The sequence below is a fragment of the Pseudomonas sp. NY15364 genome (genome assembly GCF_048068235.1).
GTDB lineage: Bacteria > Pseudomonadota > Gammaproteobacteria > Pseudomonadales > Pseudomonadaceae > Aquipseudomonas > Aquipseudomonas mendocina_D.
In genome coordinates this window covers 226,782-252,913 of sequence record NZ_JBLUPX010000002.1, presented here as the reverse complement: position 1 = coordinate 252,913, position 26,132 = coordinate 226,782, and the positions used below count along the sequence as shown (strand labels likewise).

19 protein-coding genes are annotated in these 26,132 nt (G+C 62.8%); 5 read left to right on the top strand and 14 right to left on the bottom strand.

Features of this window, described 5'->3' with window-relative positions; translation table 11 throughout:
* Positions 1 to 61 precede the first annotated feature (61 nt).
* Both ACNFCJ_RS03500 and ACNFCJ_RS03495 read left to right on the top strand, forming a co-directional pair.
* Complete coding sequence (locus ACNFCJ_RS03500) at positions 62 to 382, top strand: DUF2388 domain-containing protein (protein ID WP_092378782.1); 321 nt, start codon at positions 62 to 64, stop codon at positions 380 to 382.
* On the top strand, positions 379 to 2,334 hold the full coding sequence (locus ACNFCJ_RS03495; protein ID WP_092378785.1) for a DUF4105 domain-containing protein: 1,956 nt from the start codon (positions 379 to 381) through the stop codon (positions 2,332 to 2,334). The genes ACNFCJ_RS03500 and ACNFCJ_RS03495 overlap by 4 nt, the downstream gene beginning before the upstream one ends.
* Positions 2,335 to 2,436: 102 nt before the next feature.
* Here the strand turns inward: ACNFCJ_RS03495 and ACNFCJ_RS03490 are convergent, their stop codons facing one another.
* The 12 genes from ACNFCJ_RS03490 to ACNFCJ_RS03435 all read right to left on the bottom strand — a co-directional run bounded on the left by ACNFCJ_RS03490 (position 2,437) and on the right by ACNFCJ_RS03435 (position 19,768).
* Entirely contained in the window at positions 2,437 to 4,074 is a 1,638-nt protein-coding gene (locus ACNFCJ_RS03490; protein WP_004425282.1) for a VWA domain-containing protein, read from the bottom strand.
* Between the two features lie 78 nt (positions 4,075 to 4,152).
* Entirely contained in the window at positions 4,153 to 4,644 is a 492-nt protein-coding gene (locus tag ACNFCJ_RS03485) for a hypothetical protein (protein ID WP_004425286.1), read from the bottom strand.
* Positions 4,645 to 4,789: 145 nt separating this feature from the next.
* The gene (locus ACNFCJ_RS03480) at positions 4,790 to 5,482 is read right to left on the bottom strand and encodes a hypothetical protein (protein ID WP_416769813.1); all 693 of its coding nucleotides are present in this window, start codon (positions 5,480 to 5,482) and stop codon (positions 4,790 to 4,792) included.
* 45 nt (positions 5,483 to 5,527) lie between these two features.
* Positions 5,528 to 7,084 carry a formylglycine-generating enzyme family protein gene (locus ACNFCJ_RS03475; RefSeq protein ID WP_017676116.1) on the bottom strand — a complete coding sequence of 519 codons (1,557 nt, stop codon included), beginning with the start codon at positions 7,082 to 7,084 and terminating at the stop codon, positions 5,528 to 5,530.
* Positions 7,074 to 8,300: an ABC transporter permease gene (locus ACNFCJ_RS03470; RefSeq protein WP_039965414.1), complete on the bottom strand. Its 1,227-nt coding sequence runs from the start codon at positions 8,298 to 8,300 to the stop codon at positions 7,074 to 7,076. The genes ACNFCJ_RS03475 and ACNFCJ_RS03470 overlap by 11 nt, the downstream gene beginning before the upstream one ends.
* On the bottom strand, positions 8,287 to 9,000 hold the full coding sequence (locus ACNFCJ_RS03465) for an ABC transporter ATP-binding protein (RefSeq protein WP_075750776.1): 714 nt from the start codon (positions 8,998 to 9,000) through the stop codon (positions 8,287 to 8,289). Before ACNFCJ_RS03465 ends, ACNFCJ_RS03470 begins: the two co-directional genes overlap by 14 nt.
* Before the next feature lie 10 nt (positions 9,001 to 9,010).
* Entirely contained in the window at positions 9,011 to 10,999 is a 1,989-nt protein-coding gene (locus ACNFCJ_RS03460) for a vWA domain-containing protein (protein ID WP_416769811.1), read from the bottom strand.
* Positions 10,996 to 12,021: a hypothetical protein gene (locus tag ACNFCJ_RS03455; protein ID WP_092378791.1), complete on the bottom strand. Its 1,026-nt coding sequence runs from the start codon at positions 12,019 to 12,021 to the stop codon at positions 10,996 to 10,998. The genes ACNFCJ_RS03460 and ACNFCJ_RS03455 overlap by 4 nt, the downstream gene beginning before the upstream one ends.
* A 3-nt stretch (positions 12,022 to 12,024) precedes the next feature.
* Entirely contained in the window at positions 12,025 to 14,739 is a 2,715-nt protein-coding gene (locus ACNFCJ_RS03450) for a putative virulence factor (protein ID WP_147810116.1), read from the bottom strand.
* Positions 14,736 to 17,717, bottom strand: coding sequence for a virulence factor SrfB (locus tag ACNFCJ_RS03445; RefSeq protein WP_416769809.1), 2,982 nt, complete (start codon positions 17,715 to 17,717; stop codon positions 14,736 to 14,738). Before ACNFCJ_RS03445 ends, ACNFCJ_RS03450 begins: the two co-directional genes overlap by 4 nt.
* A gap of 69 nt (positions 17,718 to 17,786) precedes the next feature.
* Positions 17,787 to 19,127: an SrfA family protein gene (locus ACNFCJ_RS03440; protein ID WP_279531599.1), complete on the bottom strand. Its 1,341-nt coding sequence runs from the start codon at positions 19,125 to 19,127 to the stop codon at positions 17,787 to 17,789.
* 236 nt (positions 19,128 to 19,363) lie between these two features.
* Entirely contained in the window at positions 19,364 to 19,768 is a 405-nt protein-coding gene (locus ACNFCJ_RS03435; protein WP_004425315.1) for a GFA family protein, read from the bottom strand.
* A 107-nt stretch (positions 19,769 to 19,875) separates the two neighbouring features.
* Here ACNFCJ_RS03435 and ACNFCJ_RS03430 point away from each other — a divergent pair, with 107 nt between their 5' ends.
* Positions 19,876 to 20,742: an AEC family transporter gene (locus tag ACNFCJ_RS03430; RefSeq protein WP_231976619.1), complete on the top strand. Its 867-nt coding sequence runs from the start codon at positions 19,876 to 19,878 to the stop codon at positions 20,740 to 20,742.
* 4 nt (positions 20,743 to 20,746) lie between these two features.
* On the opposite strand, the gene ACNFCJ_RS03425 is transcribed toward ACNFCJ_RS03430, so the two are convergent.
* Positions 20,747 to 21,487 (bottom strand): substrate-binding periplasmic protein, encoded by a 741-nt coding sequence (locus ACNFCJ_RS03425; RefSeq protein WP_279531600.1) that lies wholly within the window; start codon positions 21,485 to 21,487, stop codon positions 20,747 to 20,749.
* Between the two features lie 188 nt (positions 21,488 to 21,675).
* Here ACNFCJ_RS03425 and ACNFCJ_RS03420 point away from each other — a divergent pair, with 188 nt between their 5' ends.
* Positions 21,676 to 22,806 carry a PilT/PilU family type 4a pilus ATPase gene (locus tag ACNFCJ_RS03420; protein WP_416769807.1) on the top strand — a complete coding sequence of 377 codons (1,131 nt, stop codon included), beginning with the start codon at positions 21,676 to 21,678 and terminating at the stop codon, positions 22,804 to 22,806.
* Between the two features lie 87 nt (positions 22,807 to 22,893).
* Complete coding sequence (locus ACNFCJ_RS03415; RefSeq protein WP_416769806.1) at positions 22,894 to 24,534, top strand: Na/Pi cotransporter family protein; 1,641 nt, start codon at positions 22,894 to 22,896, stop codon at positions 24,532 to 24,534.
* 1 nt (position 24,535) lies between these two features.
* Here ACNFCJ_RS03415 and ACNFCJ_RS03410 read toward each other — a convergent pair whose 3' ends face one another.
* Positions 24,536 to 26,044, bottom strand: a complete 1,509-nt coding sequence (locus ACNFCJ_RS03410) for an NCS2 family permease (RefSeq protein ID WP_179543576.1) — start codon at positions 26,042 to 26,044, stop codon at positions 24,536 to 24,538.
* Positions 26,045 to 26,132: the final 88 nt, after the last annotated feature.

Here is a 26,132-nt window from a genome sequence, read left to right as displayed (position 1 = left end):
GAACCGCGCCGGCCTGCCTACGTCAAATCGTCCGTTCTGCCGTTCTCGGAGTGTCTTACCCATGCGTCGTTCATTCGTCATAGCCGTCACCGCCTGCGCCCTGTTCAGCGGTATCGCCCAGGCGCAAACCGTGGTTGCCACCAGCAACATCGTGGTGCGTTCCCTGGATCGCAGCATCAACTTTACCTCCGACACCACCACCTCGATTCGCGACATGAAAGCCGTGGTACAGGCCCGTGACGACGCCGCCAGCTTCGTCGCCAGCGCCGGTGAAATTCGCGGCGCACAATTGGAAGCTGCGCTGCAGACCATTCGCCAGCAACTGCCCGAAGCACAGAGCGCCAGCGACCTGCAACTGGCCGAAGCCATTCTCGCCCTGTGACCCATCTGCTCGCCTGGTGTTGTGGCGCGCTGCTGGCATGCGCCGCAGGCGTCGCCCAGGCGCAGTTGCGCCTGGCGCTGGACGACAGCGCCCTCGACGCTGAGCAACGCCAGGCCAGCCAGTCACTGCTGGATGAAGCAATGGCTGCCTTGCCGCCACGCTTCATCGAGCAACTGGACCGTGAAGTCAGGGTCAGCTGGCGTGCCGGACTGCCCTCGGAGGTCTACGGCCAGGTCGGGCGCTTCAGCGGTATCGAGCTTAACGCCGAGCTGCTGCCGAAACTGGTCGATGGCTCGGCGGCACGTAACCAGACCGGTCGCCCGCACGGCACCCAGCGCCAGGAACTGCTGGCCACTTTGCTGCATGAACTGACCCACCTCTACGACCGTGCACGCCTGTGGCCTGCGGCCGAGCGCCGCCACATCAACCGCTGCCGCCAGCAGGCCCGCTCGCTGGGCCTGGTCGGGCTGCCGGAGGATTGCCGTGGCCAGAGCGAACGGCGCTTCACTCTCAGCGATGATCCACGCCTGCTCGACCTGGCCGGCTGGCAGCAACGAGTCGGCCAGCGTGGCGCGCGCGACCTGGACAACGGTCAGGTCGCCCGCAGCCCGGACAGCTACGAGCTGACCAACGCGCTGGAGTTCGTCGCGGTCAACCTCGAATACTTTCTGCTCGACCCCAGCTACGCCTGTCGCCGCCCCTCGCTGGCGCGCCATTTCCGCGAGCACTTCGACTGGGCGCCGCCCAGCGAACACTGCAGCAACGACTATGCCTACCTCAATGCCGGGCGCGACTTTGCCCTGCAGCCGCTGGGCCGGCTCGACCCCAAGCGCGTATACGAGGTCGACTACCTGCTCGCCGAGGCCAACGATGCCTGGATGAGCCGCTGGGGTCACAGCATGCTGCGCCTGGTGGTCTGCGCACCAGGCCGACCGCGCGGGCCGGACTGCCGTCTGGATCTCGACCATCACCTGGTGCTGTCCTATCGCGCCTTCGTCGGCGATGTGCAGCTCTCGAGCTGGGATGGCCTGACCGGCGTCTACCCCTCACGTCTGTTCGTCCTGCCGCTGGAACAGGTGATCGATGAATACACCAAGGTCGAGCTGCGCAGCCTGGCCTCGGTGCCGCTGCGCCTGTCGCGCGATGAGCTCGAACAGTTGGTAGTCCGCGCCGCCGAACAGCACTGGAGCTATGACGGCGACTACTACTTCGTCTCCAACAACTGCGCGGTGGAAACCCTCAAGCTGCTGCGCAGCGGTACCGGCAACCCGCGCCTGCATGCACTGGACAGCATCCTGCCCAACGGCCTGCTGGAGCTGATGAATGCTCGCGGCCTGGCCGACACCAGCGTGCTCGACGACCCGCGTGAAGCACTGCGCCTGGGCTATCGCTTCGACTCCTTCCGCGAACGTTACCAGGCCATGTTCGCCGTGCTGCGCCAGCGCCTGCCGATCCAGCACGACAGCGTCGAGGCCTGGCTGGAACAGCCTGCAGCGGCGCGCAGCCAATGGTTCGCTAAGGCCGACCTGCGCGCCAGCGCCGCCCTCTTGCTGCTGGAGCAAGCCGCGCTGCGCCGGCAACTGCTGCTGGCCCAGGACGAACTCAAACGCCGCTACCTCACCGGCCGTGCTGCTGGTGACCCGAGCCTGAACAAGGCCGGTGCCGCGCTTGAACAGATCCTGGCCAACAGCGGCTTTCTCAGCCGTCCGGCGGAGCTGCTCGAAGGCGGCTACGGCTTGCCGCAGCAGCAGGAATGGGAGCGTCTCGAGGCCAGCAGCCGTGAGCGTCAGCAGCAACTGCGCCAGCTCAGCGACGAGCTCGATGGCGAAGTGCGCAACCTGCTGCAACCCGAGCGCATGGCTGAACTGGAGGCTAATGAGGCCAATCTGGTTGCCCTCGGAGAGCATCTGCGGGTCTTGCACAAGGCCAGTGGCGGGCTGGAGCTGCCGTAAGGCACATCCTGGCGCAGACCGGAATTGACCGTAGCGCGAGGGTGAGCAGGCATGTCGCAATACAAGCCTGGCCTCGCTCTGCCTTTGCGCCCGCCCTGGTTCTTAGCGCTTGCAGTGTGCTGGCGGCAGCACGTCCTGCGCTGCCTGATTGGTCATGATCTGCAGCTCATTGACGTTGCGCGCGGTGAACACCTTGCCCCCGGTCGCCGCCGCCAGGCAATTCCCGGCACCGGTGCCGAGAATATCGACCACGTTGATCTTCAAGTGCGGTTTGCTGCGCGCCAAGGCCTGGGCTATCGCACAGGGATCCTGGTTGCAACTCTCCTCGCCATCGGACACCACCAGCATCACCGACTCGCGGTTGACCCCATCGAGCATCTGTCCGGCCTTGGCGATGCCATCGGCCAGAGGCGTGCCTTGTACCGGTGTCACGGTGCGCAGGCGTGACAGCAGATCTGCTCGTTGGCCAGGACCGAAGTAGCCGACGCTGCGGGCGCCCGGACAGCTCTCCACCAGCACCAGTCCGGCGTTGGCATCACTGGGCAACTGTTGCACCACGCCAATAGTCGCCTCGCGCGCCGTGGTGATGCGCTTGGGTTCACGGAATACATGGCCCATCGTGTTCGGGGCATTGGTTCCAAGCAGCAGCTGCGTGGCGATATTGGCAACCCCTTGCACCATCGTTGCCTGTTCGATTTCCTTGGGTGTGGCCAGCATGCTGATATCCATGGAACCGGAAGCATCAAAGACAATGACCATCTCCGGCGCCAACTCCTTCGGACGCTCATCGGGGCAAAGGTTCTTGGCATTAGTGATCAACTGCTCCTTGCAGTTCTTCGCCAAGTTCTGCTCGACCTGCTCGCGCAGGGCGGCGTTGTCCTTGAGCAACGGCTCTTCGCGCTGCATCTTCTGCAGGGCCGAACAGTCTCGGGCGATGCCATCGATACGTTTTTTCAGCAGCTCGGCAGGATCCGGCTTGGGCTCGGGTTTTGGTTCAGGCTTGGGCTCGGGAATCGGCGGTGGCAGCGGAATTTCCGGCTCGGGTTCGAGCTCCTCGACCACCGGATCCTCTTCCACTGGCTCCTGCTCGGATGGAACCTCCTCAGGCACGGCCGGCTCTTCGGCCACCGGAGACTCGACCGGCACAGGCGGGGTTTCCGGCTCACGACAGAACAGCCACCACCAGAGCGCCGCCAGTAGGGCCAGCAACAGCAGGGCAAGCAGCAGCCACAACCACCAGCGCCGCTTGCGTGGCACCTCGCTGACCAAGGCTGCTGCACCTGGCGGTAACGCACCAGCTTGCGCGGTAACAGGCGTGATCGGTGGCGCTGGGGGTTGGCCACCGCCCCAGAAGGTCACCAGCGGCTGGCCATTGAGCGAATACAGGGTCGAGGTGTCGGGATAACGGGCCGCTTCACGCAACAGAGCCGCCTGGCGTACACCATCGCCACCCTGCGCATCGAGCTGGCTGGCCAGTTGTTCGATAGAAGCCAGTCGCTCGTCGAGCAGGTGGCGCACCTGCGCCGCCTCCTTCTCATCCAACTGGCTGAACGGTACCGGCTGGCCGCCAAGATCCGAATACCATTCGACGATATCACCCTCGGCCTGCTTCGGCTTGGCGTACAGGGTCGCCGTGCTCGGCGGCAGGTGCCGGCGCAGGATCTGCGTGAGTTCGCCATGACCGGCCAGGGCATCTGCCGCGCTACGGGTTTGGGAGGACAGGCGGGAGATTCGCTTCATGGCGGTCAGCTTCCTGCTTAGGTAGTCAGGGAAAAGCCTGCTGGCGGAACGACCGGCATGCAGGTGTAACGGCAATGATCAACGCAGGCCAAGATCGCTTTCCAGGCTGGAAACCTTGCTACGCAGCTTCTGCAGCTCAACCTGTTTCTGCAGCACGGCCGGATTCTCCTGCTGGTTGATATTTTTCAGGTCGTTCTCCAGCGCAGCAATTTCTGCCTCGATGCGCCGGTTGCCCTTGGCCTTATTCTTGAGTTCACCAAGCAGGGCGTTCAGCGACTTGTTCAAGGAGGCGTACTGCGCCTGCTGGGTCGCCAGATCCTTGCCGACCGACGCTTTCTCCTGCTCGATAGCGGCATAGACATCACGGAACAACTGGTTGGTTTTCTGCTCGTCGAGCAGGATCTTTTCCTTCTCCTCGACACGCTGGGCGTAGACGCCCTGGGTCTTGCAACCGAATTTGGTGGCGAACCCGGCATCGGCATTACGTGGGTCGCATTCCTGCGAACTGACGGCACAACCGGCGAGCATGGCGACGCCAGCCAGTAGGACAAAAGAACGAAGTGGATGCATGGACGTATTCCTTGGAGCCTGATTAGGCTGTCGCTACAGAGTGTGCCGCGCACACCGAAAAGATCGGTAAAGGTGCGCATAGCGCACCCTACCTGTCATGTTGACCGAGAGTTTCCCGGAGTCTGTTCAGGTCGCGAACAGACTCTTAACCGAGCCGGATCGAAGAACGCTGCTGGTACAGCTGGTCGATTTCCGACTCCAGTTGCGCGATCTGCTTCTGCATCTTGCCGATCTCCGCATCCAAGGTATCGGTACGGGCACCATTGTTGCGCTCGGCGGCGGCAACCTTGGTCCACTCCTGCTGCTTGGAGCGTACGTCGGCTAGGGATTTCTTCAGGTAGGCGGTGTTGGCATCGATCTCGGCGATCTGCTTCTGCGCCTGGGCGCTCTGCACCTTGTTGGCGGCGATGTCTTGCTTGATCTGCTCGATCTTGCGCTTGTCATCGGCGATCACGCTACGCGCGGTATCGCTGAGCATCTGCAGCTCCTGGTTGTCCTTGCGCACGTCGGCGATGGTCGCATCCAGACGGTCTTCCGCGTTGGCATACTGGCTGCGCTGGTTATCCAGATAGTAGTTGGCGCCCATGCCCACGCCACAGCCAGCCAGACCGGCAGCGACCATGCACTGAGCCTTCTTGCTCGGGTTACCCAGCTGGCAGGCGAGCATGCCGACCACCGCGCCACCGGCACAGGCTTGCCAACCCGACTTGCTGAAGAACTGCGCCGAACTGCTGTTGGCCAGCCGTGGGTCGACCGGCGCCTGATTGGCAGCCGGCGTCGTGCCGGTGGTCTGACAGCCAGTCAATACGAGAGCGAGACCCAGAACGACCCATTTCATCCGCTGATCCAACAACGCTACTGCTTTCATGTCCATGCCCTTCGCTTAAATGGATTTACAGGATTCCAGCCACTGACTGCGCGCCACTTTGCCGCTTTTCATGTAGCTATTCAGATTCTTCCAGTGGGTGTCGAGGTAACTGCGCAGGTTGCTTTTGCTGCGCGCCGCCATTTGTTGAGCCACCACACTGACTTGCGGCTCGACGGTGGCCGAGGTGTAGTTGAGCGCACCACTGACCACCGTGTCGGCATAGTAGTTGAGCATGAAGTCGAGCACCTTGCGATGACCTTCGAGCTGCTCTTTGCGTGCATCGCAGCGGCTCATCTGGTCATCTTCACCTGCTCCACAACTACGCTTGTAGTTGCCTTCCAGAGTATCGAGGAACATGCCGTCGTCCTTGAGCTTGGTGCAGAGGAAAGCACCCAATTGCAGTTCGGAGCGGATCGCCTGGTCGCGTTGCTCGTCACGTGCCTGGGTGTTGGCACGCAGATCGCCACGCAGCTTTTCCAGTTGCTGCTTGAGCGCGTCATCCTGCACGCCGCTGGCGATGCTGGCGATTTCCGCGACCGGATCCTTGTTGTCCTTGCTGCCTGTGGCCTTGCTCGCTGCCGGAGTACCGAGTTTCTTCCAGTCCTGCTCGACCTGCTTGATGCGCTCGCGCGAGGTCAACACCGGCGCCACCAGGGCCAGGCGCACACCGCCGGTCTTGAGCTTGTTCTGCTCGCCAGCGCTGGCGTAGTAAGGCTGTTCCTGACGCAATGCGGTGCGCAGCTCAGCCTGCGGCGTCAGGTAGTTACCGCCACGCACGATATAGCCGCCAGCCTGGCCGTGCTGGCGATCGAGCTTGTTCAGGCGGAAGGGTTCGAAGAGCATCTCATCGACGTTGCCCAGAACATCATGCAGGCCCAGCGGATTTGGCTTGAGCAAACCGGTCAGTTGCAGCTTGCCATTGGCCGACTGCGCACCAGCGAACCACGCATAAGCACCGAGCCCACCATCCGGCGTGGGGAAACGAATATCGCGAAACTCGGACTGGGAAACGGCCATGCCGCCACGTGCGGCAAACTCCCACTCGGCCTCGGTCGGCAGGCGCAGGAAGCCCGCTGCGCCATCCTCCTTGGGCAGCTTGGCAGCGGCATTCTTACGTAGCCACAGGCTGTATTTGTCGGCAAAGGCAGTGGCGTCGAACCAGCTGACGCCGACCTGCGGCAGGCGCAGCTTGGTCGAAGGCGTCGGGCAGGTATCGTTCATCACGGCCTGGTATTGCAGCTCGCTCAACTCGTACTTGGCCAGCAGGTAATAGCGCCCCGGTTCCGGTTTCTGCACCGTGAAACTACCGGCGATATAGCTGGGGCGGGCCTGCTCGATGTAGCCCCACTCGTCGCTGTCCTGACCGAGGGTCACGCCATAGTCACCCATCGGGCTGGCGACTGGAACCTGTACCTTACGCAGCACCAACGAACCCTCGCACGGCATCGGCAGGATCACGTCATCGGCCAGCGGTTTGGGGTTGTAGTACTTCTCCTCCCAAGCAGCCTGGGCCGGCAGACTGCCCAGCGCCAGCAACGTCGCCGCTGCCAGCAAGGCCTGCTCAGAGGTCACGCAGGCTTTCAGCCGGTTGAATATGGATCGCACGAAACCCTCCTACAGCCGCCACGACGATGGCGATCAGCAATGCACTGGCGAAGGCCAGCAAAATATGAATGTTTTCCAACTTGCAGACGAAGCCGTCGTCGGCCAGGTTGGCGCCCAGCGCCGTATTGAATACATGGCTGCCGACCAGGTAGGCAGCGTAGCCCAAAGCAAAAGCCAAACAGGTGAGCAGCGCCGCCTGAACCATCACGTAGGCGCCAGCAGCCGAACGCTGAAAACCAAGCAGACGCAACAGCGCCAGATCCTTGCGCTTGCGGTCGATATTGGCGAGAAAGGCCCCGGCCAGCGAGGCCACGCAACCGATCACCGCGGTCCAGGCGATCACCGCGAAAATCAGGCCGAGCACATGGCTGATGGCCTTGACCGACTCGATCTCACGCGCCCGCGTGCTGCTCTCTATGCGCTCGCCATCAAGCCAACTGGCAATGCTGGCCACATCATCCAGGCCCCGGGCGTAGATGCGCGCACGGGCATAGCGCTCGCGCACCGGCGCCACCTCGCCGGTGAGGAAGCCGAACATCGGCACGGCATAACCATCGCGAAAATTTTCCATCGCCACCAGCAGATCAAGGTGCACCAGCACCGCCGGCCGGGTAAAGGCGCTGTTCTCCAGCACCCCACCCACGGTCACCGTCAGTTCGCCACGCTCGTTACTGCCATCGAGCTTGCGCAGCACCAGCAGACGCAACGTATCGCCGACCTGCACGCCGAGTCGGCTCGCCGCACTGGCGCTGAGCAGTACCTGCTCCAACGTCGCGGGCGACGGCAAAGCGGCGATCAACGGATCGCCACTGGCTGTCGGGATGACTTCGGCATTAGCGACAAAATGCTGACTGTCGCGCTGCAGGTCGGCCTGGGTGTTCAGCGAACGGGTCAGCGGGATGACGAAGCCTACGCCGGGCTGGGCACGCAAACGCTCGAACCAGCCGCCGGCCAAGTCATAGTTGCCGAGCATGCGCACTTCGAGGTTGCGCGGGTCGCTGAGCAGCTCATCATTGAGCTGCGAGACCACGCCATGCTTGAGGCCAAACAACAGCAGCAGGGGCGCGATCACCGCCACCAGCGAGGCGACGATGCACAGCGACACCTTGCGGTCGTGCCACAGGTCACGCGCTGCCAATTCGATCAGCAAACGCAGACGGGGGCGAGTCTCAGGCCGCGTCATGGAACACCGTGCCGTCGGCGCTGGCATCGACGGCGCTACCCTGCAGCGTGCCGACGATGTTGCGGATCGCACAATCGCGCACCAGATCCCAGTCGTGGGTAACCAACAACGCGGCGATCTGGAAACGCTGGACGATTTCGATGATCAGCTCGAACAAGCGTTGCGCCTGCAGAGGATCGAGCGCTGCGGTCGGCTCGTCGGCCAGCAGCAGGTCGGGCTCATGGGCGATCGCGCGGACGAAAGATACGCGCTGGCGCTCGCCGATCGACAGTTGCGCCGGCAGCTTGCCCAGCAAGGGTTGCAGGCACAGACGAGAGATGGCCTCGTCGACCAACTCGCTCTTGCCAGGTAGACCGAGCATGCGCCGGGGCAACTCGATATTCTGCCGCACACTGAGAAACGGCAGCAGACCGCCACTCTGCAACACGAAGCCCAAACGCTGAGCGCGAATATCAGCCAATTGCGCCTGGCGGTCATCGCGCAGCAGCGCGGCAACATCCAGCCCATCGGCATCTCCCAGACGGAACTGGCCGAGCCCATCGGGACGCAGGATCAGACCAATCATTTCCAGCAGCGTGCTCTTGCCACAACCGCTGGCGCCGGTGATTGCCGCCACCTCGCCACGGCCAAGAATCAGGCGCGGCAAGACGATCTGGTAGTCGCTACCCCGGCGAATGCGCATGTCCTCGATATGCAACATGACCCAAGTCCTAAGGCAAAGCCTCCAGCGGCACCGGGTAAACGTGCTCGCGTGGGTCACTGCCCGGCGCCAGGGATACCCAGCGGTCGGCATCGGCGTTGTAGCGTTGGTAGTACTTGAGCTTGGTGTTCAGGCGCCGAATGAATTTCTCCTGCTCAAGCCCTTCCATGCCTTTCCAGGTTTCCTCGTCGAGGCTGAGCACCTCGCTGAGATAAGGCAGGCCATCAAGGTATTCAGCCATCAGGCCCATGTCGGCGACCTTGATGGTCTTGTCCTTGAGCTGGTTGGGATCCTTGCCCATGGTCGCGGCCACCGAACGCAGGCGCTCGAACATGTCGCTGGGCGAGATCAGGCCTTCGTTAGCAGCATCGGCGATCTGCTTGACCACATCGCTAAGGTCGCTGAGCTGACTCTTGGTCATCAGCACACGCACGTCGGTAGTGGGTACATCCTGACGCACGAAGTCACGGTCACTGATCCACGCCTGAAACACCGGCGGCGCACTGGCACCGGTCTTTTCGCCGAGGTAGGCCAGGCGCATGGCGTGTCCGAGCAGCTCGGCATCCTCGGCCAGGGCGGTATCGCCACCTTTGCCGGATTTCGCCTTGGCGTACTCCGCATCGGCCCCCAGCGCGCTACCGGCCGCCATGTCGCCGCGATAGGCCGCCTTGACCTGTGCAGTGATGGCATCGCCAAGGCTGTCGACCATCTTGCCGAAGCTCTCGACGTTGCCGGCATCCACCGGGTAGTACAGCGGCTTATTGAGGAAAGCGTTGGTCGACAAATCCGTGTACTGCGCCTCGGCCGAGGCATGGTTCTTCGAACCGCTCGGGGTCTTCAGGTGCAGGCTGTAGATCGCCACGCCACGGTACTTGGCCTCCAGGCGCACCTGCTCGGCGTTGAGGCCAGTGGACGACAGCTTGCTGTCACCATCGACTGCGCCCGCATCGGTAACCAGTACGATGTAGCGTGCACCGAACTCATTCCACTTGACCTGATCCAGCGCCTGCATCACGCCGGCGTAGGTGTCTTCGTCGTAACTGCTGCTGGACGCAGTAGCCGGTTTGAGCTCGGCGACCTTGGCCAGGAAGTCTTTACCGTCCTTGACCGTGCTCGGGTCGACGTACATCTTGCTGACGTATTCAAGCTTGGGCACTTCCTTGGTGCTGGAGCGGTAGGCGACTAAACCGAACTTGACCTGATCCAGCAGGTTTTCCTGCTCGACGTGGTCGTAGATACGCTTTACCGCCTCACGGGTACGGTCGATGTACGGCCCCATGGAAATGGTCGAGTCGATGACGAACACCACGGCGGCGCTGAACCCCTTGAGCGTATTGGCATCGGCCTTGGCGTTTTTGTCCGCGCTCTGCTTGTCGGCCGACTCCGCCTCACTCACCGAAGCGACGTTGAGCAGGCGCACCTGGAAACCCTTCTCGGTGAAGGTTTCCTCTGCTTCCAGCACCGGCAACAGATAGAAGTTCTTCGCCAGATCCACCGCGTAATCCGGCTCGCGGGCAACCACAGCCGGATCACGGCCCTTGGCCTTCATGTTGGCCAGAATCGGCTTGAGCAGTGGCGCCGGGTCGTCCTTGGCGAAGAGCTGTTCGAGGCTGTCCTTGTCACGGAAGAACAGCAGCGGATCACGACCAGCCGGGTTGGTCAGGGCCAGGGTCATCTGCATCTTCCACGGTACGGCGCAGTCGCCCTTGATCCAGCCGACGGTCTTGCCATAGCTGTCAGGGCCGACCTTCAGCCACTCGGCGTTGCCGGCCTGCTCACGCTGGTATACGTAAAAGCGGGTGAATGCTGGCTGCATCTTACCGCCACTAGCGCCAGCACTATCGCCAAGCTGGCAGGTCGGCGTGGTCAGCACGCGCTGGTAGAGGGTCTTCTTGCCTTCCTGCAGCAGCGGTTTGTCTGCCGCCATCAGTGGCGCTGCTGCGCTCAGCAGCAGGCCGGCAAACAACAGCTTGGCGCCTGGGGCGGTGAGCATGGTCATTTCTTCAGCTCCTCCAGCCGCTGGCTGGCATCCTGATTGTCCGGATCGTTGTTCACAGCAATCTCGTACCAATACATCGCGGTTTCAGCGTCAGCCGCCTCGATGCAACCACCGCTGGAGTAATGCGCCGGGTCGTACTCGCGGGCATAGGCATAGGCAATGGCGGCATCGCCCGACTGCGCCTTGTGCGCATACAGACGCTGCACCACGCCACAGCGCTTGGCATCCTTGGCAACGGCAATCACCTCCAGCACCTGTTCGCTGGATGGATTGGACTTCAGGCAGGCCTGGATGAAAGATAAATCCTCCCTGGCATCAGACAGGGCTTGCGCACTGCACCCGGCCATCGCCCCTACCACTGGAGCCGGCGTGTCGCTTGGGGTGATATCGGTCGACGGCGCACGCAGCAGGAACCACCAGGCCGCAACTGCCAGGGCCAGGATGAGCAGTACGGTGACCAAGATCAGTGGCAGCTTGCTGCCTTTCTTTGCCACCGGGATCTGAGGTGGTGGAGCAGACGGCGCTTCGACAACCAAGGGCTCGGACACGGGTGCTGAAATCACCTCAGACGCAGGCGCAGGTGGCTCGGGCAGTACTTCTGGAACAACCGGTACGATGTCCTGCTCGGGCTCGGCCTTGCGCTCAACCTTCTTCTCGTCATGCGTCGAGTTGCCCGCGGCCTTGGAGGACAGAATGGTGCCAAGGATGCGCAGCACCCCTTTGTCGCTGCCGTCCTCGTTACGCAGTTGCAGCATGTAGGCCATCTGAGGATCAAGCATCAGTGGGTCGATCAGCCAGGGGCCGACCTCGCCACTGAGTTTTTCATCGACCAGATGCAAGCCACCGAGCGCGTGCCAGGATGGGCTCGTATCCCATTCGCCGTTTTCACCGAGGTAGCGGCCATCCTGATTGCGCTGCACGGTCAGTTCGAGGGCGTCACTCCCCTCCTGCCAACCATGTACGGTCAGCTCTCCATGACCCGGTTGGCCGCTCTGCGCAGCCTTCAGTTCGATTCTCAGCATGACTTATTCCGTCCGATCCGCATGCAGAGTGGCGAGCACCTTGCCCAGCGCCTCGTTCTGCTCCGGTGTGATTTCTCGGCCGGCACTGTGACCGGCATTGTCTTCAGCGATCTTGGCCAACGCCACCAGCCAGTCGCCGACATAGTTGCGCGTGTGTTCCAGGGGTTGCGCCGGCAGTTCCGGCAACTTGCCGGGGAAGATAACCGGCGGCGCCTGGAATAGCTTGGCGCCACGCTCGATGCGGCTGTCGGGACGCTGCTCCTGCGGTGACTCGATGAACCCTAGCCAGCCGATGAAATCGCCCAGCACGGTTTTCGCGGTGAGTACCTGGCGTCCGGCCAGTTGCTCGCGCTTGGTACCAATCTGCTCGGTACTGACGATGGCCTGCAGCAGGCGTGTTTGCAGGTCGAGGCGACTGGCGCCGGTGATGAGCTCATCAACCAGAGCCTCGACCGCAGGTTTGGAGAACCCCAGATAGGTCATCAGGCGCATGTCTTCAGGCAGGTGGCGCAGGTGGCTTATCCACTCACGCAGTACGGCCTGGGCGAAACGTGCATCGCTACCACTGGAGCGCAGCGGTAAGGCATTGCTCGACGAGAGAGGTGCCGACTCATTGTCGCCGAACAGATCAAAACCATCGTCGTGACCCAGGTCATCCCCCAGGTTGAGCGCCCCCCCGCTGACAACACCGCTGCCTCCACTATCGCTCACCAAAGCAGTAGCTTCTTCATCATCGGCGCGCAGGTATAGACCCCGAACCAGATCGTCTGGCAATTGCATTCTCTGCAACAGTTCACCCAGCAGAATGCGCCGCGGCCAGACCGCGTCGAAGATCTGCTTGGCGATCTTGCGCTTCTTCTCCAGCTCGCCAGCGCCTTCTGCCTGATACCAATGGCCAAGCCGGTTTTCCAGCAGATGTAATACATCATCGAGCTGTTCACGAATACGCCCCAGCTTGACCTCGCACAGCGCCACGCCACGCAGGTACTGGCTGATACGGCCCATGCCGCCATCGTTCAGCTCCAGCATCGCGTCCCAGGCCAGCTGCGGCTGGTTGATGTGTCGCTGTACAGTTTCGTCCTCGACAAAGGTGCTGCGCATCAGCCCCAGCGAATCCTGGGCAGCGGCGTTGATACCGATCTCTTCACCCGCCTGCACGTCGAGGAAGGTCACCTTCATGCGCGGTTTGCGCACCAGGAAGGTGTTAGCGAAGGGCTGACCGGCCGTCCACTCCTGCAGCCAGGTGTACTGGCCGAAGCGTTCGAGCATGGTCATCTTCATCATGCCGCCGCTACCCCAACCGAGGCGCAGCAGGTCTTCGCCCTTGTCCAAGTCGCTACCAATGCGCATGTCGAACATGGTGATGGCCCACAGCAGGCCCGGCTTACGCAGAGCACGCTCTTCGGGCTTGGCGCCCTGGGTCTTGTCGATCCAGCGGGTCAGTACCGGACCGACAGCGGTGACGTCGGACTGCTTGTTCGATGGCGTACAGACGATCAGCACGTTCATTTCCTGGCTGTCGGTGTAGCGCTCGAACAAATAGGCAACCTTGCCGCGCAGGATCAGTTGCGCCACCGGGCTGGCTTCGTCGCTGCTCACCGCGCGACGCACGTCATCCAACGACTCGACCGACAAGCGGCCGCGATAGCCGGGAAAATCGAGCAGGTCGACCTGCTCGAACAGCGGCTCGCTAGTAGGCTCAACCAACGGGAACACCAACTCGACGGTGAGTGCCGCTAGTTGCGCCAGGGACAGCTCGACCGACGCACGCAGCTCGCCGTCGATGAATGGGCGCACGCCGATGCGCTTGTCGCTGTCCTTGCCCAAGCGCTCGAGCATGTCGACGTTCATGATGCTGTCGGCCTGCGACAGGCCCTTGTCGGTCTGCCGCACCAGGGCATCGAGCGGAGCGAATACGCGATCGGCGTTACCCAAGCTGCCCAGGGTTCTGGCGAAGCTCTGGTAGGCCTCGCTCAACTCGTTGATCTCACCCCAGAAGATCGAGAACAGCCGGGTGCGATCCTCCACCGCCAGCCAGGGCGCCAGCTCCACGGCCACGGGCCAGTAGTACCCAGCCAGACCACTCAGCGACGCCGGGAAACTGCCTTGCAGGTAGTCCCACAGGGCCACCACGTCGTCCTCGCTGACTCCGGGCACCGGCTTGAGCTGGCGGCGCTGGCCGAGTTCCTTGAGCAGTTGGCGGATGGCCGCTTCGTCGAAGCGATAGGACACCTTCTCGGTGTTGAAATCGTTGAAAAAGGAGTTGGCCAGCACCTTGGCCACTTCCACTTCGCCGAACAGCTTCAGCTCCAGCGGGAAATCGTCCGGGCCGGGGCGCGCAGTACGGCTGAAACGGGTGACCAGGCCGGTGGCCTCTTTGCCTCCACCCGGCGGATTGACATGGGTGAGGAAGTCCAGACGACTGCCACCGAAATCAGTCTCCAGCTTGCCGTTGGCACCGGCAGCCAGGGTCGAGATCAGGTACGACTTGCCGGCCTGGGACAGACCGAAGAAACCCACGGTCATCGGCAGGCCGGAAACGCCGCCCAGGCGTCGGGCGGTATTGCGCACGCGACGCAGGCTGAGGATCAGGTCGTCCGCTTCGTTATCCAGGCGTGGCGCGCTGCGGCGCACGTCGCCGATCCAGCGGATCGCCTCGCCGGCACCGGTATGAATGGCGGCCCAGTGTCGGGTCAGTTGCTCAGGCGAGTTACTCATTTGCGAAACACACTCCCGCTGTCGAGCCAATATTGGGATTCACCCAGCCCGGCGTCGGACAGGGTGTTGAGGCGCAGGCGAATGTGCGAGCGGCTGACCGAACCACTGTTGGATTCGGCACCAAGAAATTCGAAGCTCTCGCTGCCTTCAGCCGGATTGCGCGAAGGCTTGATGCCCAGGCGCACCTTGAGCACCAGCCCCTGGGAAGCGACCTGCTCGCGCAGCTTCTGGTTCTCGATGCTGAGGATGTACAGCGGCGCTGCCGACCAGCGTTCGTTGGCCAGTTGGCGGAAGCCCAGGCGCATGGTGCCGCGCATATCGAAGGTCAACTCGGGCAGCTCGTACTCGGGGTCGTCGAGATCGATATCGCGGAAGTAGACGTTACCGTCCTTGATCACGTTGTTATTGTCGATCAGACCGAGGAACTTCAACGTCGAGTAGGGTTTGAACGCCGCCGAACGGAAGAAGAAGTTGGGCAGCCGCAGGCTGCGGCTGAGCAGACAGAGCATGGCGCCGACTGCAGCCGTGGTCTTCGGGTCCTCGATACGGTCGAGCTTGTTGAACGGGTACCAGCCACCGGTGCGGTACTGGTTGAGCGGCAGGATGCGTCCCGGCGGCAACGGCAGCAGCTTGCGAAACAGCGCCTGCACACCGGGCAGACGCGACGGACGCCCAGTGAGCAGGAGCACATCGCAGGGGTAGCTGTGGACAACTTCGCACAGCGCCTGAATGGTCTTGCCGATGTTCATGCGATCGCCGATGAACGCCTCGTGAATGCGCCGCAGACTGACGTTGAGCGTTGTCGCCAGCAAATCGAACGGCTCGCTGCCGTTACCCAGTTGGCGGCGTACGGCACTGCTGAAATAGTCAAGCACATCGTCGGTGGGGCGCTCGTCGCCAAGCAGTTCGCCGAAAGTGCCTCTGACCAGGGTGCCGGCATCCAGCGGGTCATATTGTTCGTAGGCCTTGAGCAAGCGCAGACCGATAGGGCTGAACAACTGCAGAGTCAGTTGCTGGCGCAGCACGGCGTCCTGCACGGCCAGCGGCTCGCTGCCAATCAGCTTGGACAGCAGCGCATCAGGGTTGTCGACACCCGCATCACGCAGCGCCGAGCCCAATGCCGGTAGGACGAACTGGCGGATCACGTCGAGCAGGATGTCGTCACCGGCGACCTTGAAACCATCGCGAAAACGCTGCGAGGGGGTGATATAGACGTTGCTACCCACGCCATCATCGAGCCGATATTCGGTGATCACCAGGTCGGTGGTGCCACCACCGATATCGATCGAAGCGATGGTCAGACGATCCTTGTGCGGCTGATCCGGACGCGCCATGGTGGCAAAGAACTCCTCCGGACGACCGGCGAAGTTATTCTGCGTTTCGTTGAACAGGTAGACGACCTGGCCGCAGGTGGCCTCGTCCCACTGCACATGCACTTCCGGTAGGAATGGCCAAGCGGTCTCGCGGCTCTTGGCGTCCTTGATATTGATCGGATCGTCCTCAGGGTGCCAGCCAAGGCTCTTCCACACCAGGCCGATGGCCTGCTCCATGCACTTGGCGAAGATTTCGCGCTCGGGCTTGGGCATCGACGGCGGCACGGTGAGGATGATCGAGCGCAAGTGGCGCGGCACGCGCGAATGGCTCATGCGCAGACGCTGCGACGGGCTGTTTATCTGCATCAATGCCTGGCCGAGCACTTCGCAGAGCATGAAGGTCATCAACGAGCTGCGCGAATAGTGCGGGTGGAACACCGGCATGCGTTCGTCGAAGGGCAGGCTGTAGAGCGCCTGACCTTTCTCGTTGATCAACCCGGCGACTGGCGCAGCAGTGGCGTGCGGCTCGCTTTCGGATTTGACGTAGGCGCAGTTGAAGCGCCAGCCCGGCTCATAGTTGTCCTCGTCCCACAGGTAACGCTTCGGGCTGGACAGGCCGGTCGAGCCTTCGGTTCCACGCCGACGACTGGCCAGACGTCCGGCCTCGCGACCAATGCGGGCGATGGTCGGCCACTGGAAGGCCTCGCGACGGCCACTTTGCACCGAAAAGTGATCCTTGCCGAATACCGCCTGAGCGAACTCGATACGGCTTTCGAAAGGTTCTGGATAAACGTGCTCGGGCTGGGTCAGGTCACGCAGTTCCAGCTCATAGCGCTTGCTCAGGCCATCGTTCTCCTGCGGGTGATCCTCGATCAGGATGCCGCAGGTGCGCGAGTTGCCGACATCGAGCACCATGTCCACCGGAATCGCCTTGTGCAGGTCGCTATCGCGGTTGGACACCACCTTGAGCTCCGGCACCGGCAACGCCGTACCGAGCAGGTGCAGCACGTTGAGGTAGTGCGCCTGGTGATAGAGCTCCTGACACTCGTGCTCGATGTCATCGAACTGCATGCGTATCGGCGGCAGTTGCGCCTGCTCGGTGAACACTTCGCGTAGCCAGCCATCGACCCAGGCCAGGTCGAGGAACCAGCCCATCTCGTCGGCCTGATGTGCCAGGGCAAATGCCGCGCCGGCTCGCACATCATCACTGGTCGGCGCCAGATAGGCGGTATCGCTGCGGCTGGCGAATACTTTGGTATCGAAGGCCAGGGTCACCCGGTGAGTATGACCATCTGGATCCTCACCCTCCTTGAGCTCGATGATACGCATACGCGCCCAGTTCGACGGGCCATCGTCGAAACGCCGAGGTGGGCTGAAGCGAAAGAATGGCAAGGGTAGCCAGAGCCCTTTGAGCAGACGCACCGACTGGTCGACCGCTACGCTGTAGGCCGGGCTCACAGGACTGCCCGGGGCTGCCGGATGGAAAAAGCTGTTGCTGCGTTCATCGAACATCAGCCGCGCCAACGGGCCATCGTTGCGCTGGCGCACGAACTCGCCAGGTAGTTCGCGGCGCAGTTCAAGGGTCACGGCGAAATCCAGGAACTGGACACCGCTGCCCATGATCAGGGTGATCTTATCTTCGTAGTCGGTCTTTTCTGGAAACATGATGCGTTTTTCCGCCCTGTTCTCGGGTCGTGGCAGGCCGTTGGAACTGCCTGGAATTTCAAGGGCCTGTTACTCGACGCCCTGCCTCATGGACATGGGGAATTGCTTGTTCTCATAACTACCCGTGCAGTCAGCAGCGCTACGGCTATCCGGGCTGCACACGACTTCCGGCAGCTTGTAGCTGCTGCCATCGTTGCAGGCAGCCTGCCCCTGGTTGTTGATCGCCAGCTTGCCGCCCTGCATCGCGGCATTCACCGCACCCGAGCACTCGACACCATCACCACGTCGCACCTTGACCTGCCCCTTGCCATCCTTGAAGTCATAGTCGAGTTGCATGGGCTTGCCGGTCTGCGCATCCTGAATACCGGCACCCGCTTTCCAGTTACCGTTGAGGAACTCAGTGGAGCCGGTTTCCAGTGCCTGCGGGGGAATGCTCAGGTCTTGTGGTACGTCCCGACCCGGCGGTTGCTTGCGAGGTTCCTGCTGCTCCTGTGGCGGGTCGGCTGGTGGCTCCTCAGCGGCTGCATCTTCAGGCGCGGACGGCGGCGGTTCTTCGCCCGGTGCATCGAGCTCGTCGTGTGCAGCAGCGCCCTCCTCCTGCTCGGCAGCGGGAGACTCTTGTCCGTCCGGCAGTTGACCATCGATAGCAGCACCCGACCCGGCGCCATCGACCGACCCACCACGACCGAACACGCCGATATCACGCTCATACACCGGCAATCCCGGCAGATCGATGCGATCGAGGCCGAGTGGCAACTCGACCGTTGGCGCACAGGCGCGCAGCAAGAACAACAGCAACAGCAGGAGCAGTGGCAGGAGCAACAGCCACAGCCAGCGCCACCAACGCGACTTCTTCACCACCTCAACCGGCACGGCGGCGGCCAGCGGGGGCGGCGCGAGCGGTGCTACTGGCGCAGCGCTGGGCACAGGCGGACGCAGACACAACAGCGGGTCGTGATCATAGGTTCCCGCGTGATCGGTGAACCCCCAGAAGGTGATGACGGGCTTGCCATCGACCAGGTAGACATGGTCGCTGTCGGGAAAGTGAATGGTTTTTTCCAGCAGGCGACCGAATATCTGCTTTTCCCGGTTCTGCGCGTCAGCACGCATGCTTTCGCTGGTAGCACCCAGTTTGGCGTGCATCACCTCAAGCTGAGCATAGGCATTCGCGCGCTCCTCAACCGTGGCCGCCGACCAGGGGATCACGTCGCCCTCTGCAGGCGCGTACCAATCGATGCGGTCACCGGTTTCGTTGGGCTGCGGAATGGCTAGGCAACTGGAGGCTTCGCGCCCCATCTTCAGGCGAATGGCCTCGCGCAGTTGCAGCGCGGCGCTGTACACCGGCTGACCATCGACACCCAGCGCCTTGAATTCCTGAAGGTTACCCGTGCGGAGCAATGCGCCTGACATGTGCGGTCATCCTTTCCCTGGCCATCTGAAAATAGAAATTACGGCACAATCATTCCAAATGACGTTGGAAGATCGCGTCAGTCAGCAAGGCTAAAAAGCCTTTTGTATTCAAACGTTAGCTGTACTTAATTTTTCGAAATGTGACATAGACATCGCTTCATGGGAATGCTTTTCGGCGCAAAAATCAATCTGCGATTAACTCTGAATCGATCCCTTATGCGTTTATGTTGAGCTACCTAATCTATCTCTTCTTGCCACTCTTCCGGCAATTGCGGATCGACCGTCAACCAGGACAGCCGGCTGCTCACCCAGATATGCCGATCCGCCGGGGCTTGCTCCGGCTTGTCCAGCGTGGCGACGGTTACATCCAGCGTATCCGGGCTGAGCGAAGTGAGCAGCGCCAGATGTGCACCGCAGTCCGCACAGAAATAGCGTGTACAGCTGGCTGATGAGGCGAACGCCTTCGGCGTGCCGCGCAGCCAGTGAAATGCCTGGCGCGGTACCGTGGCCCAGGTAGTGAGAATGCCGCCACTGCTGCGCCGGCAGACCGAGCAATGGCAGTGCGCGATATCCGTCAGCGGCGCATTGATCCGATAGCGCAGTGCACCACACTGGCAGCCGCCCTGATGTTCGACCTTCATCTTGCCTCCGCCTTGCATTGCCCCGCGCCGCTGACCAAGATGGGCGCTCACCACCACCGGGGGTTCCCGTGATAGACCTGTTGCTGGCCTTGTGGCCGCTGTTCGCCATGATAGTCGCCGGCTACTGGCTGCGCCTGCGCGAGTTCCCCAGCGAGGCTTTCTGGCCGGGTGCCGAGCGCCTCAATTACTTCATTCTGTTCCCTGCCCTGCTGTTCTCCAGCCTGGCCCGTGCGCCGCTGAACAATCCGGCCTTGCCGCGTCTGGCATTGGCGGTGCTGCTCGGCCTGGGCATCGCCTGGCTGGCGCTGCTGCTGGTGCGGCGCCTGCGTGGCTGGCCGGCGGGGCGTTTTGGCGCCTTCACTCAGGGCATCCTGCGCTTCAACACCTACCTGGGCCTGGCCGCGGTCGGCAGCCTGTTCGGTCAGGAGGGGCTGACCCTCGCCGCACTGATGCTGGCCCTGATGGTGCCGACGGTGAACGTGCTGTCGGTGTGGTCGCTGACCGCCGAACGTGGCGTCAGCGCGCGCAGCCTGCTGCTGCCGATCATCAAGAACCCACTGATCCTCGCCTGCGTCGGCGGAGCGCTGTTCAACCTCACGGGTATCGGCCTGCCGGGTGGCAGCGACCGTCTACTCAACCTGCTGGCTGCTGCTAGCCTGCCGCTGGGCCTGCTCTGTGTGGGTGCCGCACTCAAGCCAGAGCAACTGGGCGGAGAAATCCCGGCGTTGACCTGGAACAGCGCCCTGCGCCTGCTGGCGATGCCGCTGCTGGCCTGGTGCGTGGCCTGGGCACTGGCCCTGCCGGCCATGGAGAGCGCAGTGCTGGTGCTGTTCTTTGCTCTGCCCACCGCCCCCACGGCCTATGTGCTGACTCGCCAACTTGGCGGCGACAGCCAGTTGATGGCCGGCATAATCACCCTGCAGACGTTGCTGGCAGCAGGAAGTCTGGTGGCGATCATGATGATGCTGGCGTGAACGGCTACTGCGCGTAACTCTCGATCAGCCGCTGATACTCTCCGCGTACCTTGAGCGCCTCGAGCCCACGATTGAAGCGCTCGATCAACTCGGTAGCACGCGGGTGCTGCCGCGAGACGATGAAGTGCAGCGTACTGCTCTGAAACGGCACCCGTGACCGGTGAAACTGCGCCAGTTCAGCGCCAGCACTGTGCAAAGCACTGCCCCCCAGGTTACGGTCGGCAATGAACAGGTCGTCACGTTCGAGCAGCAGCAGCCGTGCGCATTCCTGCAGACCCAGTGGAGAATGACGGCGCAGCACACCCTGCTCGACCATTTGCTGGATCGCCGCCGGTGGCTGCCAGCCCAGCGGATAGCAGAGTCGCCGGCCGATCATGGCGGGCAGATCATCGAGCTCGATGTGATCACCGGCCCGGCTGAAGATGTATGGTTCGGCCACATAAATGGGCGCCGAGTAGAGAAACTCCGCCTCGCGCTCGGCAGAACGGATGTAGGGAAAGGTGGCGTTGTACTCAACGCGCTTGGCTTTCAGGTAACCGCGGTTCCAGGGCAGCCAGTCGAGCGTGATCGCCGTGCCCTGCTCGGCCAATGCCGCACGCACCACCTGGGTAAGCATGCCTTGGCCGGGCAATGCCTTACCGGTGAACGGTGCGTAGTCGTCGCCGGTAGCCAGGTGCAGCACCTCCGCTCGCACCGATGCGCACAACAGCAGGCCCAGCAGAGCCGCCCCCCAGAATCCCACCATCAATCTCCAATAACTGGCGTGCATGCGCCTTACTAACCCTGATCATTGACTCTCGCTGTCGCAAGCCAGGCTGTCCAGTGCAACCCGGTTATAGGGCGACAATTCATCAGGTTCTCTTGATACGGAACAAGAGGCATTGCAAGACTACGACTATCCTTGCTGCACCACGAACCGACTGCGACACGCCGATGAATGACACCAGCGCCAACGACCAGCCCGATGTTTTCCCCTACCTGCAGCTGATGCATCAACATGCCGGCTCAGACCTGTTCTTCAGCGTCGGCGCGCCGCCGCACATGAAGGTCGAAGGGCATAGCCAGCCCGTCGGCCAGCGCATCATGAAGGCCGGTGAGGTGCAGCAGCTGGCCTATCAACTGATGACGCAGAAGCAGATCGCCGAGTTCGAACGCGACCTGGAGATGAACCTGGCCGTCGGCCTGCAGGGCGCCGGGCGTTATCGGGTCAACGTCTATTACCAGCGCGGCGAAGTGGCCATGGTGGTGCGCCTGATCAAGAGCGAGATCCCCAGCTTCGAGGCACTTGGCCTGCCCAGGCTGCTGGAGAAACTGGCCATGCAGGACCGCGGGCTGATCCTGGTCACCGGCGCGGCCGGCTCGGGCAAGTCCACCACGCTGGCGGCGATGCTGGATTTCCGCAATCGCCACAAGAGCGGGCATATCGTCTGCATCGAAGACCCTATCGAGTTTCTCCACAGCCATCAGCGCTCGATCATCGACCAGCGTGAAGTCGGCCTCGACACCCACAGTTTCGACGACGCGCTGCGCAACGTGCTGCGTGAGGCGCCGGACGTGATCATGCTTGGCGAAATCCGCGACGCCGCCACCATGCAGCATGCCCTGCACTACGCCGAAACCGGCCACCTGTGCGTCGCCACGCTGCACGCCACCAGCAGCAGCCACGCCATCGAACGTATCGCCCGCTTCTTCCCCGACGACGCTCGCAAGCAGGTACTGGCCGACGTCGCGCACAACCTGCTCGCGGTGGTCGGCCAGCGCCTGGTGCCCGGCATCGAACAGAAGCGCGTGGCGGCGGTGGAGCTGATGTTGGGCACGCCCTATATCCGCGACCTGATCCAGCGAGATGAACTGGAGGAGCTGCGCGAGGCCACTGCGCGGGCTTCCGAACAGGGCCTGCAGACCTTCGATCAACACCTGTTCGCCCTGCTCGAAGCCGGACGCATCACCCTGGCCGAAGCGCTCAAGTTCGCCGACTCGCGTACCGACCTCAGCCTCAAGTTCAAACTCGAGCGCGGTTTCTCCGCCGACGATGCCGAACTCAAGGTGCTGCGCGACGGTTGACTGGCTTTCTGAATGATTTCGGCCGATGCTCATCTATACAGGCCGAAACCATAACGTCTAATCGGCCGTCTTTCAGGGGGCCGATTTATGCTGACCCTGCTGCATTTGCTGTCAGCCATTGCCCTGTTGGTCTGGGGCACACACATCGTACGTACCGGCATACTGCGCGTGTTTGGTTCACAACTGCGCAAGGTGCTCAGCCACAACATCAGTCGTCGGCCGCTGGCGTTCGTCGCCGGCATCGGCGTCACGGCGCTGGTGCAGAGCAGTAACGCCACCGCGCTGCTGGTCACCTCCTTCGTCGCTCAGGGCCTGATGGCACTTGCACCGGGGCTGGCGATCATGCTCGGTGCCGACGTCGGCACCGCGCTGATGGCTCGCGTGCTGACCCTCGACCTGAGCTGGCTCAGCCCGCTGCTGATCTTCCTCGGGGTGATCTTCTTTCTCTCGCGACGGCAGACCCGAGCAGGACAACTCGGCCGCGTGGCCATAGGCCTCGGGCTGATGCTGCTGGCGTTGGAGTTGATCGTTGCCGCCGCCACGCCGATCACCGAGGCACGTGGCATTCGCGTGCTGTTCGCCTCGTTGACCGGCGATCTGCTGCTCGATGCTCTGGTCGGCGCGATGTTCGCCCTGCTCACCTATTCCAGCCTGGCAGCGGTGCTGCTCACCGCGACCCTGGCTGGCGCCGGGCTGATCAGCCTGCCGGTGGCCATTGGGCTGGTGATTGGCGCCAATATCGGCAGCGGCCTGCTGGCCTTTCTTACCAGTAGCCTGCAGAACCCGGCCGGGCGCCGCGTGGCGCTGGGCAGCCTGATCTACAAGCTGATCGGGCTGTTGCTGGTACTGCCCGTGCTGCAACCACTGGCCGATTGGCTGGACAGCCTGAACTGGCGCCCGGCGGAGCTGGTGATCTTTTTCCACCTGCTCTACAACAGCCTGCGCGCGGTGCTGATGTTGCCCAGCGTCGGGCTGATGGCGCGCTTCTGCAACTGGCTGCTGCCGGACCGAGCCGACGATAGCGGCATCGCCCGACCACGCCACCTCGACCCAACGGCGTTGGCCACGCCGAGCCTGGCGCTGGCCAATGCCGTACGTGAAACCCTGCGCGTGGGCGACAAGATCGAAGCCATGCTCAGCCGCCTGCTACCGGTGCTGGAGCAGAACCAGCCAGCACTGAACAAGGAGCTGCGCAGCCTCAATGACGATGTCGCCATTCTGTGCCGGGCGATCAAGCTGTACCTCGCACAAATCCCCCGTGAGGACCTAAGCGAGTACGAAAGCCGGCGCTGGGCAGAGATTCTCGAGCTGGCAGTCAACCTCGAGCAGGCTGGCGATCTGATCGAGCGCATGCTCGGCAAGATCCAGAACGAGAAGACCGCGCAACGCCGGGCCTTCTCCCCAAAGGGGCTGGAGGAGCTCACCAGCCTGCACGGACAACTGATGGCCAACCTGCGCCTGGGCCTGAACGTGTTCCTCAGCGCCGACCACGCCAGCGCCAGCCAGCTGCTGCGCGAGAAGCGCCGCTTCCGCGCGCAGGAGCGACGCCTGGCCCACGCCCATATCGGCCGTCTGCAACGCCAGGTGGTGCAGAGCATCGAAACCAGCTCCCTGCACCTGGAGCTGATCGCCGACATGAAGCGGCTCAACTCGCTGTTCTGCGCCAGCGCCTACGTGGTGCTCGAGGGCGGCGAAACCGGCGCCCTCAAGCTCGAAGGCGGCGAGTGACTCAGTCGGCGCCGGTCACACGCTCGGGCTCGGCCGGCTCGACGCCGCGCCAGGCGTACCAGGCGAAGAACAGCGCCATCAGCAGGTAGCCGTGAACGAAGTCTGGCGCGGCGTACCAAGCCAGCTTCGGCGCGTGCATCAGGCCAACGAAGGCCATGGCCGCCGCCACCAGGGCGAAGGTGGTGGCCTGGCGGAACTGGCGATCGATCACCGCTACGCACATCGCGCCCAGCAGGATGGCGCTGAACATGGCGCCCTGCCCCAGCGCGCCGATGGCGCTGGAAATGCCCTCGACCACTTCGGGTGCGCCACGGTTGAAGCGCGTCGCCAGGTAGTTGGCGAAGTAAGGCAGCATTGCCAGCGCCACTGCCGGGTAGTAACGGGCGTGGTTGCTGTTGAACGCGGTGGCGATCATCGACATGCCGACGAACACCAGGATCGGCGCCACCACCGATACCGGAATCAGCGCGGCGATGAAGGCGATCAGACCGAACATGGTCGCCAAGCCGTACACCGCGCCATTGAGCAGGCTGTAACCACGCCCGGCGCCCATCCACTTCGAACCCACTGTGGCGATGTACACGGTGGTCGGGAACACGCCGCCGAACAGCGCTCCGAGCGAGGTGCCGAGTCCGTCTACCGCCTGACACTCGCGCACGCTGTAGCTGTCACCGGCGGCGCTCATGGCCTCGACGTTGTTCATGGTCTCGATGGCGTTGTACAGGGTGATCGGCAAAATTACCGTCATCAGCGCCAGCAGAGTGGTGAACAGCAGGCCCAGGCCTTCGTACCAGGCCAGGTTGGGCAGCAGCGGGTAGAAACCCAGGTGGGTGAAGGCATCGCTGAACTTGCCGCCGTCAGCCGCGCCGATCAGGTAGGCCAGCGCGGTGCCGACGACGATGGCGAACAGCGAGGCAGGGAGGCGGAACGGCATGCTCACCCGCGCCACCAGGCCGACGATGGTGATGGCCAGCACCAGCAGGCCGATCACCGGAATTTCCAGAGTCTTGAACAGCATTTCCCCGGCGATGAAGGTCAGTGCCACCCCGGCCACCGCGCCGAGCATGGCCGCACGCGGCAGATGACGCTGCACCCAGTTGCCGATCAGGCTGATGGCGGCCTCGATCAGGCCACTGATGAAGCACGCGGCCACGGCCACCTTCCAGGCCAGCTCGGCATCGCCGGTGAGGTTCTTCGCCGGCAACAGCACGCCGAACAGGAAGACGAACATCACCGGCGTGCTGATGCCATAGGACAGCGCCGTCACGTCGGCACGGTTCTCCTTGCGCGCCAGTCGCGCGGCACTAAAGGCGTAGTAGAAGTTGCCGGCCATCACCGCCACCGCCGCGCCCGGCAACACCTGACCGAACACGATCTCGGCGGGAAAGCCCATGCCCAGCATGCTGATGGCGATGATCACGAAGTTGGCAATGTTGTTCTGGAATAGGGCGAAAAAGGCGTCGGTGTCTTCCTTCTTGTACCAGGGATAGTGCACGCGTGGCGTCGACATGACTGGCTGAGTCCTTGTTGTCTGAATGGTCAGGTCGGCGAGTCTAGCAACCCGTCGCCAGGGCATAAACGAACAAGGCAGCCGAAGC

What these genes read in the sequence shown, in the direction of transcription:
- ACNFCJ_RS03500 (WP_092378782.1), top strand. Translation starts at nt 62, where the DNA reads ATGCGTCGTTCATTCGTCATAGCCGTCACCGCCTGCGCCCTGTTCAGC.
- ACNFCJ_RS03490 (WP_004425282.1), bottom strand. Translation starts at nt 4,074, where the DNA reads ATGAAGCGAATCTCCCGCCTGTCCTCCCAAACCCGTAGCGCGGCAGAT.
- ACNFCJ_RS03485 (WP_004425286.1), bottom strand. Translation starts at nt 4,644, where the DNA reads ATGCATCCACTTCGTTCTTTTGTCCTACTGGCTGGCGTCGCCATGCTC.
- ACNFCJ_RS03480 (WP_416769813.1), bottom strand. Translation starts at nt 5,482, where the DNA reads ATGAAATGGGTCGTTCTGGGTCTCGCTCTCGTATTGACTGGCTGTCAG.
- ACNFCJ_RS03470 (WP_039965414.1), bottom strand. Translation starts at nt 8,300, where the DNA reads ATGACGCGGCCTGAGACTCGCCCCCGTCTGCGTTTGCTGATCGAATTG.
- ACNFCJ_RS03465 (WP_075750776.1), bottom strand. Translation starts at nt 9,000, where the DNA reads ATGTTGCATATCGAGGACATGCGCATTCGCCGGGGTAGCGACTACCAG.
- ACNFCJ_RS03460 (WP_416769811.1), bottom strand. Translation starts at nt 10,999, where the DNA reads ATGACCATGCTCACCGCCCCAGGCGCCAAGCTGTTGTTTGCCGGCCTG.
- ACNFCJ_RS03455 (WP_092378791.1), bottom strand. Translation starts at nt 12,021, where the DNA reads ATGCTGAGAATCGAACTGAAGGCTGCGCAGAGCGGCCAACCGGGTCAT.
- ACNFCJ_RS03450 (WP_147810116.1), bottom strand. Translation starts at nt 14,739, where the DNA reads ATGAGTAACTCGCCTGAGCAACTGACCCGACACTGGGCCGCCATTCAT.
- ACNFCJ_RS03445 (WP_416769809.1), bottom strand. Translation starts at nt 17,717, where the DNA reads ATGTTTCCAGAAAAGACCGACTACGAAGATAAGATCACCCTGATCATG.
- ACNFCJ_RS03440 (WP_279531599.1), bottom strand. Translation starts at nt 19,127, where the DNA reads ATGTCAGGCGCATTGCTCCGCACGGGTAACCTTCAGGAATTCAAGGCG.
- ACNFCJ_RS03435 (WP_004425315.1), bottom strand. Translation starts at nt 19,768, where the DNA reads ATGAAGGTCGAACATCAGGGCGGCTGCCAGTGTGGTGCACTGCGCTAT.
- ACNFCJ_RS03430 (WP_231976619.1), top strand. Translation starts at nt 19,876, where the DNA reads ATGATAGTCGCCGGCTACTGGCTGCGCCTGCGCGAGTTCCCCAGCGAG.
- ACNFCJ_RS03425 (WP_279531600.1), bottom strand. Translation starts at nt 21,487, where the DNA reads ATGGTGGGATTCTGGGGGGCGGCTCTGCTGGGCCTGCTGTTGTGCGCA.
- ACNFCJ_RS03420 (WP_416769807.1), top strand. Translation starts at nt 21,676, where the DNA reads ATGAATGACACCAGCGCCAACGACCAGCCCGATGTTTTCCCCTACCTG.
- ACNFCJ_RS03415 (WP_416769806.1), top strand. Translation starts at nt 22,894, where the DNA reads ATGCTGACCCTGCTGCATTTGCTGTCAGCCATTGCCCTGTTGGTCTGG.
- ACNFCJ_RS03410 (WP_179543576.1), bottom strand. Translation starts at nt 26,044, where the DNA reads ATGTCGACGCCACGCGTGCACTATCCCTGGTACAAGAAGGAAGACACC.